The sequence below is a fragment of the Cobetia sp. genome (assembly GCF_983723665.1).
In genome coordinates this window covers 1-12776 of the sequence record NZ_CFDJES010000070.1, presented here as the reverse complement: position 1 = coordinate 12776, position 12776 = coordinate 1, and the positions used below count along the sequence as shown (strand labels likewise).

14 protein-coding genes are annotated in these 12776 nt (G+C 60.3%); 1 reads left to right on the top strand and 13 read right to left on the bottom strand.

The window, feature by feature from the left end; genetic code table 11:
• The 13 genes from AC4FAH_RS08815 to AC4FAH_RS08755 all read right to left on the bottom strand — a co-directional run.
• Window positions 1-761: YciK family oxidoreductase (locus AC4FAH_RS08815; protein WP_054556682.1), on the bottom strand; the 761-nt coding region annotated here is incomplete at its 3' end.
• A 208-nt stretch (window positions 762-969) separates the two neighbouring features.
• Entirely contained in the window at window positions 970-1755 is a 786-nt protein-coding gene (ybgF, locus tag AC4FAH_RS08810; RefSeq protein WP_286989176.1) for a tol-pal system protein YbgF, read from the bottom strand.
• Window positions 1756-1893: 138 nt separating this feature from the next.
• Window positions 1894-2403, bottom strand: coding sequence for a peptidoglycan-associated lipoprotein Pal (gene pal, locus AC4FAH_RS08805; protein WP_054556684.1), 510 nt, complete (start codon window positions 2401-2403; stop codon window positions 1894-1896).
• Between the two features lie 70 nt (window positions 2404-2473).
• Entirely contained in the window at window positions 2474-3766 is a 1293-nt protein-coding gene (tolB, locus tag AC4FAH_RS08800; protein ID WP_107334808.1) for a Tol-Pal system beta propeller repeat protein TolB, read from the bottom strand.
• Entirely contained in the window at window positions 3763-4962 is a 1200-nt protein-coding gene (gene tolA, locus AC4FAH_RS08795; protein WP_213113796.1) for a cell envelope integrity protein TolA, read from the bottom strand. Before tolA ends, tolB begins: the two co-directional genes overlap by 4 nt.
• A gap of 3 nt (window positions 4963-4965) precedes the next feature.
• A complete protein-coding gene (tolR, locus tag AC4FAH_RS08790; protein ID WP_054556687.1) occupies window positions 4966-5412 on the bottom strand; it encodes a protein TolR in 447 nt (148 codons plus the stop codon).
• Window positions 5413-5426: 14 nt separating this feature from the next.
• Window positions 5427-6104, bottom strand: a complete 678-nt coding sequence (gene tolQ, locus AC4FAH_RS08785) for a protein TolQ (RefSeq protein WP_107336548.1) — start codon at window positions 6102-6104, stop codon at window positions 5427-5429.
• A gap of 135 nt (window positions 6105-6239) precedes the next feature.
• On the bottom strand, window positions 6240-6674 hold the full coding sequence (gene ybgC, locus AC4FAH_RS08780) for a tol-pal system-associated acyl-CoA thioesterase (RefSeq protein WP_213113797.1): 435 nt from the start codon (window positions 6672-6674) through the stop codon (window positions 6240-6242).
• Complete coding sequence (ruvB, locus tag AC4FAH_RS08775; protein WP_043333609.1) at window positions 6671-7714, bottom strand: Holliday junction branch migration DNA helicase RuvB; 1044 nt, start codon at window positions 7712-7714, stop codon at window positions 6671-6673. Before ruvB ends, ybgC begins: the two co-directional genes overlap by 4 nt.
• A 240-nt stretch (window positions 7715-7954) precedes the next feature.
• Window positions 7955-8569 carry a Holliday junction branch migration protein RuvA gene (gene ruvA, locus AC4FAH_RS08770; RefSeq protein WP_043333607.1) on the bottom strand — a complete coding sequence of 205 codons (615 nt, stop codon included), beginning with the start codon at window positions 8567-8569 and terminating at the stop codon, window positions 7955-7957.
• 312 nt (window positions 8570-8881) lie between these two features.
• On the bottom strand, window positions 8882-9460 hold the full coding sequence (ruvC, locus tag AC4FAH_RS08765) for a crossover junction endodeoxyribonuclease RuvC (RefSeq protein WP_213113798.1): 579 nt from the start codon (window positions 9458-9460) through the stop codon (window positions 8882-8884).
• A 280-nt stretch (window positions 9461-9740) separates the two neighbouring features.
• The gene (gene aspS, locus AC4FAH_RS08760) at window positions 9741-11528 is read right to left on the bottom strand and encodes an aspartate--tRNA ligase (protein WP_225348074.1); all 1788 of its coding nucleotides are present in this window, start codon (window positions 11526-11528) and stop codon (window positions 9741-9743) included.
• 147 nt (window positions 11529-11675) lie between these two features.
• Window positions 11676-11900 (bottom strand): FmdB family zinc ribbon protein, encoded by a 225-nt coding sequence (locus AC4FAH_RS08755; RefSeq protein ID WP_043333602.1) that lies wholly within the window; start codon window positions 11898-11900, stop codon window positions 11676-11678.
• Between the two features lie 319 nt (window positions 11901-12219).
• On the opposite strand from AC4FAH_RS08755, the gene AC4FAH_RS08750 reads away from it, so the two are divergent.
• The coding region (locus AC4FAH_RS08750) for a Rossmann-fold NAD(P)-binding domain-containing protein (RefSeq protein WP_490245912.1) at window positions 12220-12776 on the top strand (557 nt) is incomplete at its 3' end.

Genomic DNA, 12776 nt, shown 5'->3' with positions numbered 1-12776 from the left:
ACTTTCGGCGGCTGGGCGTCGAACATCTCGCCGGTATGACCACGACTGTCCGGCCCCATCAACCACAGATAGGTCGGCATGATGTCGGCGGGCGTACGCAAGGTATCGGGGTCTTCGGCCGGGAACGCCGACTTGCGCATCGGGGTCCGCGTCCCACCGGGATTGAGCGTATTGACGCGCACCTGGCTGGTATTCTCCAGTTCCTGTGCCAGCATCTGCGAGAAGCCTTCCGTAGCGAACTTGGAGACACTGTAGGCGCCCCAGAAGGCACGCCCCTTGCGCCCGACACTGGAGCTTGTCAGCACGACGGAGGCGTCCTTCGAGGCCTTGAGCAACGGCAGCAATGCCTGGACCATCCAGATAGGGCCATTGATATTGACCTGCATGACCTGCTCCCACAGCGCCGGATCATACTGCTCGAATGGAGTGATCTTGCCCAGCAGGCTCGCGTTGTGCAGCAGGCCATCCAGACGACCGAACTCGCTGTGCAGGGTATCAGCCATCTGCTGATAATCCTTGAGCGATGCCCCTTCGAAGTTGAGCGGATAGATGGCCGGTTGCGGTGCTCCCAAGGCCTCGATCTCGTCGTAGACTTCTTCCAGCTTGGCAATGGTTCTGCCCAGCAATATCACCGTCGCCCCATGACGCGCATATTCGACTGCCGCTTCACGCCCAATGCCGGACCCCGCCCCGGTCACCAGAATGATCCGCCCTTTCAGCATGTCGTCCGGGGCCTGATAGTCGATCTTGCACTCTGCCATGGTGATATCCCTGTCTCAGATCTGTCGTCAACCGCCGATGAGAGTCACTGTCTCCGCACCGACATTATTACTTGCTCGGCCACATGAAGCGCGCCCGGATTGCCTGCCGATGGCATGAGGCGCCGAGGCCGCATAACACAAAGCCCGCACCTGGTAGAATACCAAGCGCGGGCTTTGGGGAATACAGGTGGCCAATGGCCACGGGCACTCAGGCGCCGGAGGACAGGAAGTCCTTGGCCATGGTGCCAGCCTTGCTGTCCGGATACTGCTGGACCAGCTTCTCGAGCAAGGAGCGACTTTCCTGCGCCTTGCCTTGACGCGCCTTGACCAGACCCAGCTTGTACATCGCATCCGGCACCTTGCTGGATTGCGAGAATTCGCTGATCACGGTGTCGAAGGCCTGGGCAGAAGCATCCAGCTGGTTCTTGGCCGAATACAGCTCGCCCAGCCAGTAATGGGCATTGGCTGCGAGGTTGGAATCCCCATGGTCCACCACGAAGGCTTCAAAGGCGACAATGGCACCGTCGAAGTCGCGAGACTGCACCTTGGCGAAGGCATTCTCGTAATCCTTCTGGGCAGCTGCACCGCTGTCGGCATTGCTGGCGCCATTGGTGCTGGCTGCACCACCGGCACTTGCGCCGCCAGTGACTGACGTTGCTGCCTGTGAATCGACAACCTGACCGTTCTCCCCGGCGGAAGCGCCGCCAGAAACCCGCTGTTCCAGATCCAGGTAGCGTTGCTGCGACATCTCGGTCAGGCGCTTGAACTGGTATTCCAGCTCATCGATCCGGCCGCGAAGTCGGGCAATTTCCTGTGCCTGTTCGTCGAGTTGATTGAGAAGGGTCAGGGTGCCGCCGCCACTCAAACGAGTATTGGCCTGCTGATAGAGCGAGTTTGATTGCCCAGTGAGGTCCTCGACCGTCGGTGCGGCCAAAACGGACAACGGGAGCAACAAGGCTCCCGCACCGAACAACCCTTTCAGGCTGTGTTTCATGCTGTCGGCTCCGCCGAATCATCATGGTATCGCGCAAGCAAGCCCGGGGTTCAAGGACACGCCTCTTGCCCGGGCCAGCTCAACACAAGTTTCTAGCGTCTCCGCGCCTCCTCAGGGAATCGCGAAGATGAACCGTACTTAGTAGTCGAAGACCACACGACGATTCTTGGCGTAGGAAGACTCGCCGTGGCCCTGGACTGCCGGACGCTCTTCACCGTAGGAGACGATCTCGATCTGTGACGGAGACACGCCCTGGACAGTCAGGAAGCGTGCGACAGACTTGGCACGACGCTCGCCCAGACCCAGGTTGTATTCACGAGTACCGCGCTCATCAGCGTGGCCTTCCAGAACGACATTGGCGCTGGTGTTGGCTTTCAGGTACTGAGCGTGACCCATCAGGACGCTTTCGAACTCAGGACGGATGGTGTCCTTGTTGAAGGCGAAGTAGATGGTACGCACGTCAGGCATGGTGGCGTTGCTCATCTGGTTGGCGTTGCTGTTGGCACCAGTGTTCATGCCGGCAGTGTTCGCACCGCTGTTGGCTGAATCCATGTCGCCGTCCTGAGCGCCGCCGCTGCTGGAACAACCTGCCATGACGCTCAGGGACAGGGCAACCAACAGACCTTTTGCATACGGGGTGAACTGCATTGTGAAACTCCTTGCTCTAATGGGTACGAATGCCAAGCCTTTCTTGGTGGCTCAGTTGCATTCTAGTGGTTTAGTTCAGGAACGGCGACCACGCAGGTTCACGCACGTCGCCTTGTGCTGACGGCAGGGAGAATTGTGCCCTTCCGTCTGCCGACACCTGGCCCAGGACCCCGCGGGTTCCTTGCTGAGTGGCATATATCACCATAGTGCCATTCGGCGCAACACTTGGTGATTCATCCCACTGAGTATCGGTCAGGGAGGTAACCCGACCGCTCTTCAGATCTTGCTTGGCAACCTGATAACCGTTGCCTGCGCGGTTGATCATGAACAGGTTCTCTCCATCGGGTGAGATGCGCCCGCGGGAGTTGTAATTGCCGGTATATGTCACACGTTCCGTGCCGCCGGACAGATCAAGACGATAGATCTGTGGGGAGCCAGCACGATCAGAGGTGAACACCATACCGCTGCCATCCGGCAACCAATCCGGCTCGGTATCGATCGCAGGATTGTTGGTTAGACGCTGGAACTGACGGCTGGCAATATCCATCACATAGATTTCCGGCTGGCCATCCTTTGACAATGCCATTGCCAGTTTACGTCCATCCGGCGACCAGGCCGGGGCACCATTGATGCCTCGGAAACCTGTCAGTTTTGCACGACGACCACTGCCCAATTCCTGCACATAGATAGCGGGACGTTCGGCTTCAAAACTGACATAGGCCAGCTTCTTGCCATCCGGCGACCATGCCGGTGACATGATCGGCTCATCGGACGCCAGAATCTCCTGACTATTGTGGCCATCTGAATCCGCCACGTACAGGGCAAAACGAATATTGTCGCCAACACCATTGGCGGTAATGTATGCGATTTTTGTCGAGAAAGCACCGCGAATTCCAGTGATTTCCTCAAATATTTCATCACTCATATAATGGCCACGCGCGCGCAGCTCACCATTGCTTCCGGTGATGACTTCGCCAAGCATGCGCTTGTTGCCCAGCACATCCATCAGCTCATACTGGATGCTATAACCGCCATTGCTGGCCGTCTTTACCTGACCCACCACGAGGTAACTGGCCCCCAGACGCTTCCAGTCATTGACGAAGACGTCCTGCGTCGTGCCCGGCAACGCAATCAGATTGTCGCGCTTGATCGGGTCGAACTGGCCACTGCGCGCCAGGTCATCGGAGATGATGCGTGCGAGGTCCTGCGGCAGACTTCCCCCGGTCAGATTCTCGAACGGCACGACAGCGATAGGTGTGGCGCTGTCATTGCCCTTGGTGATCTCGATGGTCAGGTCAGCTCTTGCCAGGCTGGTCACTGCCAGCAAGGCGGCTGCCATCATCCATGCGGTCAATCGTCTCATCGGCCCAGGTCCTCTGGATTGAAGTACAGGTTGAAGTTTCGGAACTGGCTCTTGGCACCAGCCGGCAGGTCCTGCATCTCGGTAAACGGCGCTGCTTTCTGGATCGCCTGAATCGCGGAGCGATCAAAGGCGGCGTTACCACTGCTCTTGCTGACCGCTGCCGTTACCAATTCGCCTGTCGGCAACAATGACACTCTCAGCGTGACCGTCATACCGGGAACGGAGCCCGAGGGCCGATTCCAATTCTGTCCGACATACTTCTTGAGCAGGTTCTCGAAGCTGTTGGCAGCCTGAGCGGCCTGTTTGGCGCCGCTGATGGCGTCGCTTTCATTGTCTATCAGGCTATCCAGCGAGCCGGCAGAGGCCTGCGCCGCTTTCTCGGCAAGTGCCTTCTGGCGTGCGGCTTCAGCGGCCGCCTTCTTGCGCGCTTCTTCCGCCGCCTTGGCCTTGGCTGCCTTCTCCTTGGCGGCCTTGTCAGCTGCCGCCTTGGCCGCCTTTTCCTTCTCGGCCTTCTCCGCTGCTGCCTTGGCCTTAGCTGCCTTTTCGGCTTCCGCTTTCTTGGCTTCAGCGTCTGCCTTGGCCTTGGCCGCCTTCTCCGCTTCGGCTTTCTTGCGCGCTTCTTCTGCGGCTTTTTCCTTGGCGGCCTTTTCGGCTTCCGCCTTGGCCTTGGCAGCCTTCTCGGCTTCCGCCTTCTTCAAGGCATCGGCCTTGGCCTGCTTTTCCGCTTCGGCTTTCTTGCGATCAAGGGCAATCGCCTTGGCTTCCTCTGCACGCCTGGCCGCTTCTGCCTTGGCCTTGTCGGCCGCCGCCTGCTCAGCCTTCAACTGCTCCGCCGCCTTGGCCTGCTCAGCCGCCTTTTGTTGTTGCGCCTTCTGGGCAGCCGCCTTTTCCTCGGCGGCGCTGCGCTGCTGTTCCGCTGCAAGCTCTGCCTCTCTGGCCGCCTCTTCCTTGGCGCTCTGGCGCTGATCGGATTCTTCGGCCGCATCACGCGCCTTGCTGGACTTCGCCTGCTGGGCCTGATTGGTCGTGGTCTCGGTGCTGACCAGTGTCGCGTTGACGATGGTGGTGTTGGTCTTTTCCGGTTCGGATTCTGGCCAACTCACCAGAGTCAGAATCAGGATGCCCAGGTGCAGGCCAACGGCCAGCACCACAGGCAATCCCAACCCGACCCGCTGTTCTATCTCTGGCTGACTCATCCATCAGCCCTCGGTCGGTGGTTCTGAAATCAGCCCGACATTGGGGACACCGGCACCCTGCAACGTGCTCATCAACCCCATGACATCGCCGTAGGGCGCCGTTTTGGCACCCTTTACCAGCACGGGCGTCTTGGGCTTCTCGGCCACGATGGATGCGACCTTGCTGCCCAGTTCATCCAGTGCCACCGGCGTGCGCTTGTCTTCATCCGACCCCAGATCGATGTAGTAATTGCCGCTGTCGTCCAGCGAGACGATCAATGGCGTCACATCATCGGGATTGTCGATCGGCTTGGAGGTGACCTTGGGCAATTCGACCTGAACCCCCTGCGTCATCATCGGCGCGGTGATCATGAAGATGACCAGCAACACCAACATGACGTCGATGAAGGGCACCACATTGATCTCGGAGGACAGCTTGCGCTTGTGGCCTCTGCTATACGGTCCTTTCATTGACTCGCCTCCCTTCAAGCGTCGTTGCTGCCACGACCGTGCAGATTACGATGCAGAATGGAGTGAAGCTCTTCGGCGAAGTCTTCATAGCGACCCAGCAGCTGATCAGCACGGCTGGCCAGACGGTTGTAGAAGATGACGGCCGGAATTGCCGCGAACAGGCCCATGGCAGTCGCGACCAGTGCTTCGGCAATCCAGGGGGCGACGGTGGTCAGAGTTGCCTGTTGAGCCGTACCCAGTGCCTGGAAGGAGCCCATGATGCCCCACACGGTACCGAACAGGCCGACATAGGGGCTGACGGAGCTGACCGTGGCCAGGAACGGGAGATGAACGTTGAGGCGCTCTTCTTCACGTGACAGCGTGACGCGCATGCTGCGTTGCACACCATCCATCACCGCATCGGCATTGCTGGACTTGGGCTTGAGGCGGCTGTACTCGCGGAAGCCGGCACGGAAGACGCCAGAGGCGCCCGGGGTGGATTCTTCATCCGTCGGCAATTCACGATAGAGGTGATTGAGGTCGACCCCGGACCAGAAGCGCTTTTCAAAGGCCGCGTAAGCCTGCTTGGCACGGGACAATGCCATCCCGCGCTGAAAGATCACCACCCAGGATGCAATGGAAGCTGCCAGCAACAGCAACATGACTGCTTGAACGACCAGACTGGCGTTCACGAACAGCGAAATGATCGACATCGAATCTTCCACGGAAATCCCTCTTTACTTGGTTCAGTCTGTGCCACCGTCAATCAGTGACACGATAAATAATCTGTTCATCAGCCTGGCGTCTCGGCACCTGGCTGGCAGCGGCCTCATCTGCGCCTTGTGATCTCAGACCTCAAGAGCCGCAAGCAATTCCCCGGGCCAGCGTCTGGGGCGCAAGGTCGTGGCATCGACGCAAGCGATCACGACTTCCGCTTCGCTCAATATCTGCTCACCGCGCAGCGCCTTCTGGGTGAACGTCAAGCGTGCACCGCGCAAGGCGCTTGCCGTTGCCGTCACGGTCAGCAGGTCATCCAGATGCGCAGGACGAAGATAACGATTTGTTACACTGTGTACTACCAACTGAATGCCTTTTTCAAGCAAGGCTTGCTGCGTGAAGCCCTTCGCTCGCAACCATTCACTGCGTGCGCGCTCCATGAAGCGCAGATAATTCACGTAGTAGACGATGCCACCGGCATCAGTATCCTCGATGTAGACGCGCACAGTGTGGTGAAAACATGCAGCTTCACCCTTCAACGTATTTCCTGCGCCTTCAGATGTCATGACGCGTCATTTCCTTCCTGCCCCAGCCGCGCCTGCTCTTCACGTGGGGTGATCCCGAAGTGCAGATAGGCCGAGCGTGTAACCAGTCGCCCACGCGCCGTGCGCATCATGAAGCCCTGCTGAATCAGATAGGGCTCCAGCACATCCTCGATGGTATCGCGCTCTTCCCCGATGGCCGCCGCCAGTGAATCGACCCCGACCGGCCCGCCATCGAACTTCTCGATCATCGCCAACAGCAGTCGACGGTCCATGTGATCCAGGCCGTGGCTGTCGACATTGAGCATGTTGAGCGCCTTGTCGGCCACTTCCAGCGTCAAGCGACCATCCGAGCGCACTTCGGCGAAGTCACGCACCCGGCGCAGCAGGCGATTGGCGATACGCGGCGTGCCGCGGGAACGACGCGCAATCTCCAGCGCCCCTTCCATCTCGACTTCCATGCCGGAGAGCCTGGCACTGCGCGCCACGATGTCGGTGAGTGACTCGATATCGTAGAACTCGAGGCGCTGGACGATGCCGAAGCGATCGCGCAGCGGCGCCGTCAGCAGCCCCGCGCGCGTCGTCGCGCCGACCAGGGTGAATCGTGGCAGCTCAAGCTTGATCGAGCGGGCCGCGGGGCCTTCACCGATCATGATGTCGAGCTGGTAATCTTCCATCGCCGGATAGAGCACTTCCTCGACGGCCGGTGACAGGCGGTGAATCTCGTCGATGAAAAGGACATCGCCTTCCTGCAGGTTGGTCAGCATCGCTGCCAGGTCCCCTGCCCGCTCCAGCACCGGCCCCGAGGTCGACTTGATATCGACACTCATCTCGCTGGCGATGATATGCGCCAGCGTCGTCTTGCCGAGGCCGGGCGGGCCGAAGACCAGGGTGTGATCCAGACTATCGCCTCGTCCTCGCGCGGCACTGATGAAGATTTCCATCTGCTCGCGGACGATGGGCTGTCCGATGTAGTCACTCAGCGTGCGTGGCCGGTTGGCGCGATCGATCCGCTCTTCCGGATCATGCGTCGCCGCGGAGATCAGTCGGTCCGACTCCATCATGATGCTTGCTCAACTCCTGATGACGCAGGTCACGCACATGACGCGGGTCATGGGCCATGAACGTGCGTCAGTGGCAGGTGGCAAGGTTTGCCAGGGCGGTGCAACGATCTAGCGCATCTACGTTCAAGCGCGCACTTTCTACCCCAGTAACCTGCCAACCCCTAGTCAATAAATCCAATCACGATGCGCCGTTTCCTTCACGGAAACTATAGGGCGCATGTTTGCTGCCCTGGCGGGGCTTCAGCTGGCCATCTTGCGCGCCAGCGCCGCCTTGATGAGCGCTTCCGTGGAGGCGCCGGTCTCGAGCCCGGAGAGCATCTTGGCCGCCTCGACAGGCTTGTAGCCCAGAGACACCAGCGCGGCTTCGGCATCCGCCAGAGGATGCGTGACCGGCGGTTGCGGCTGGGAGGCACGCGCCATTTCATCCAGCCCATCATCCGCCGGCAGCGTCCAATGCTTGAGGCGATCACGCATCTCGATGATCAGGCGATCCGCCGTCTTCTTGCCGACGCCCGGCAGACGTGTCAGCGCCCGGCTATCTTCATCGTGAACACAGCGAATGAAATCGGACTGCTCCATTCCCGACAGAATCGCCAGCGCCAGTCGCGGACCGACACCGGAGATCTTGATCAATTCACGGAACAGACGACGCTCGGGCTCCTTGCCGAAGCCATACAGCAACTGCGCGTCTTCGCGCACCACCAGGTGGGTGTAAAGCTGGCAATGTTCGCCCACGGCCGGCAAGCCCAACAGGGTGTTCATCGAAGCTTCCAGTTCATAACCGACACCCTGTACGTCAAGCACCAGCTGCGGCGGTTGTTTTTCCAGCAATGTCCCGGTCAGGCGTCCAATCATGTTGCGGCTGTCCTTGCTCGGCAGAGAACGTGTTCGGTGGGATCGTGCTGCTCGCAGACCCGATTCTCTGCACGGATTGTTACAATGCGGGCAAGCCTACCAAAGATGAAGCGTAGGCGGCATGTCCCAGTGTCACGACGAATTTGTCGCATCTTTCTGACAGTCATACCTTGGGTGATGGCACGAAGCCTGATGCCACGCGGCTTGGCGCATCACGCAATCGGCTGCTGCCAGGCTCGGCAGACACTCTACAAGTGACTGAAAAATCGCTATTAATTGAGCACAATACCGCATTTGTCGCTCAACGGCATGTCAGGCGTCGGACTCGAAGTCTCGCCAGCTGCTGCTACGCCGCACGCGGGTTCCCTTGCGTCGACTGGTATTCCCCAGCCCCAAGGCTTCCAGCTGATCATTGCCGGGCGTCAGGCGTCGACGCGCGAAACAATGCGTCAGGGCAATGGCCAGCGCATCGGCGGCATCGGCCTGCGGCGTGGCGGAGAGCTTGAGCGTATGCGTGACCATATGCTGCACCTGAGACTTCTCGGCGGCACCGGTACCGGTCACGGCCTGCTTGATCTGCCGCGGCCCATATTCGAACACCGGCAAGCCGTGATTGGCCGCACACACGATGGCAGCTCCGCGCGCCTGGCCCAGCTTGAGCGCCGAATCGGCGTTCTTGGACATGAAGACCTGCTCGATGGCGAATTCCGCGGGGCGATGCAGGGCGATCACCTCGCTGATACCGGCATAGATCTGCGCCAGGCGCTGATCCAGGCTGACCTGTGACATGCGAATGCAGCCACTGTCCACATAGCGAGGCTGAGCCGCAGAGACATCCAATACCCCATACCCGGTCAGACGTGAGCCCGGGTCGATGCCAAGAATGATCATGCTGCCGCCTCGCTTCTCACACCTTGCCTCTTCGCTGTCGTCATCGCGCCATCGCTCTTACTGTGTATATAACCAGCCACCATGCCACAAAAAAGGCGGTGCGACACTGTCATTGCCTGACGTGAACGCCAGCAAACAGTCTCGCACCGCCTTGTCGGGCTTGCTCGCCCCTTTGCCTACCAGGCCAAAGGGGCAAACCTGCCACCGCGGGACCGCCCTTGTCTGATCGAATCAGTCCAGACGGCCCCACCAGTCACTCTCTCGGTCATGCGCCGCTGAATCAGGCCTGACCGCTTTCGTCTTCGACCTTGACCTTCTGACGCAGACGGATGTTCAGCTCCTTGAGCTGCTCACCGCTGACCACGCCCGGGGCGTCGGTCATCATGCAGCCGGCGCTCTGGGTTTTCGGGAAGGCAATCACTTCACGAATGGTCTTGGCGCCGGTCATCAGCATCACCAGACGGTCGAGACCGAAGGCCAGACCACCATGGGGCGGCGCGCCGAACTTCAGGGCGTCGAGCAGGAAGCCGAACTTCTCTTCCGCTTCTTCTTCACCGATGCCCAGCACCTCGAACACGGTACGCTGCATGGCCTGATCGTGGATACGGATGGAGCCGCCACCCAGCTCGGTGCCGTTGATGACCATGTCGTAGGCGCGAGACAGTGCCGCTTCCGGGTTGGCCTTGAGCTCTTCCGGCGTGCAGGACGGCGCGGTGAACGGGTGGTGCAGCGCGCTCAGGCGGCCGTTGGCATCGGCTTCGAACATCGGGAAGTCGACGACCCACAGCGGTGCCCACTCGCGGGTGTAGAGGTTGAGGTCTTCACCCAGCTTGACGCGCAGCGCACCGATGGCCTCGGCCACGATGTTGGCCTTGTCAGCACCGAAGAACACGATGTCGCCATCGACGGCGCCACAGCGGTCCAGCACTTCATCCACGACGTCTTCCATGAACTTGACGATCGGCGACTGCAGACCCTCGACGCCCTTGGCACGTTCGTTGACCTTGATCCACGCCAGGCCCTTGGCACCGTAGATGCCGACGAACTTGGTGTAGGCGTCGATTTCCTTGCGTGACAGGCTGGCACCGCCCGGCACACGCAGTGCGGCGACACGGCCCTTGTCGTCCTTGGCCGGACCGGAGAAGACCTTGAAGTCCACGCCGCTCATCAGGTCATCGACATCGACCAGTTCCAGCGGGATACGCAGGTCCGGCTTGTCGGAACCGAAACGGCTGATGGCCTCGGAGTACGGCATGGTCGGGAAGTCGCCCAGCTCGACATCGAGCACTTCCTTGTAGAGGCCACGGATCATGGTCTCGGTCATGCCCATGATGTCCTGCTCGTCGACGAAGCTGGCTTCGAGGTCGATCTGGGTGAACTCCGGCTGACGGTCAGCGCGCAGGTCTTCATCACGGAAGCATTTGGCGATCTGGTAGTAACGATCGACACCGGCGACCATCAGCAGCTGCTTGAACAGCTGCGGAGACTGCGGCAGTGCGAAGAAGCTGCCGGCGTAGGTGCGGCTCGGCACCAGATAGTCACGTGCGCCTTCCGGCGTGGCACGTGTCAGGATCGGAGTTTCGATGTCGAGGAAGCCCAGGGCTTCGAGCTGGGCGCGCACGCTGTGAGTGATACGCGAGCGCAGACGCAGCTTCTCGATCATGTCGGGACGACGCAGGTCGACATAACGATACTTGAGGCGAACTTCCTCACCGACCTTGTTGTGGTCGTCGAGCTGGAACGGCGGCGTCTGTGCGGTGTTGAGCACTTCGACGTCCTTGGCCAGCACTTCGATCATGCCTGTCGGCATGTTCGGATTCTGGGTGCCTTCCGGGCGCAGACGGATACGGCCCTTGATACGCAGCACGAACTCGCTGCGCGCCTTGTCGGCAGTGGCGAAGGCATCGACGGTGTCCGGATCGACGACGATCTGGGCGATGCCATCACGGTCGCGCATGTCGAGGAAGATGACGCCACCGTGGTCGCGACGGCGGTGCACCCACCCGCACAGAGTGACATCCTGATCGATCAGGGTCTCGTTCAGTTTGCCGCAATAGTGGCTGCGCATGTTGATTCCTTGTTGCTCAAATTCATGATCGACGCGCTGATGCGCATCTGTCTCAGAGGGCCTGCCGTTGGCGATGAGGGTCAAGGGTACCCGCTGGGCGCCCTTGACCCTCATCACGCTGATGCCTGACGCACTATCCCAGCTGTGTCAGGCGGTGCTGTCGCTACCACCGGCCAGATTCTTCTTGCTGCCGGACTTGAAATCCGTCTCGTACCAGCCACTGCCTGCCAGACGGAACCCGGCGGCGGAGACCAGCTTCTCGAGCTGGTCCGTCTTGCATTCCGGGCACTCCGTCAGCGGCGCAGCGCTGATCTTCTGCAACTTGTCCATCCGATGGCCACAGGCCTTGCAGTGGTATTCATAGATCGGCATGGTTTTCTTTCCTGACAATACTGGTCACGGGGCTGTCTGAGCACCGTGAACCATGACAATGTTATGCCTTGCGGCGCGTCTTGCGTTCAGCGCACCTGCGGCCCCAACATGAGAGCTTTCGCAAGCACCAGCAAGAGACGCCTACAATAAGGCCAGTTGAGCGGCTTTCAAGTCAAAGCGAAAGGGGCACATTATAGCGTGCTCGGCCCCGTGCGGGGCAACACCCAAGCACAAACCGGCCCAGACGCTACGTACTCGTCATTTCCGGGCCAGCCTTTCTGTCTTCCTATCTATCTTCCTACGCCATCATGAGGCACCTATGTCCGATCACGATCGTACTGCGCAGTCTCCCTCTCATTCTTCCACGCCCGCTTCCTCTCAGTACGAGCCCGCCTCGTCCACCAGCGCCCCGCAGGCCGTCATGCTCGATGCCGGCTCCGTCGGTGACGGGCTGGACTTCTCGCGCCTCGAGGCCCGCCTGGAAGGATTGGTCTGTCATGACGCGACCGCGCCCGAGGAAGTGGTGCCACGGCTGAGCGGTGCCTCCATCGTGCTGGTCAACAAGGTACGCATCGAGGCGCACCACATGGATGAGCTGCCGACCCTCAAGCTGATCGCGGTGATGGCGACCGGCACCAACAATATCGACATGGCGGCCGCCGAAGCACGCGGCATTCGAGTCATGAACGTCAATGCCTATGGCACTCATTCGGTGGCGCAGCACACCTGGATGCTGCTGCTGGCACTGGCAGGCCGCCTGCCGGAATACCAGACCGACATCGCCGCGGGCGAGTGGCAACGCAGCGCGACCTTCTGCCTGATGGGCCGCCCCGTGGTGCAGCTGTCCGGCAAGCATCTGGTCATCATCGGCAAGGG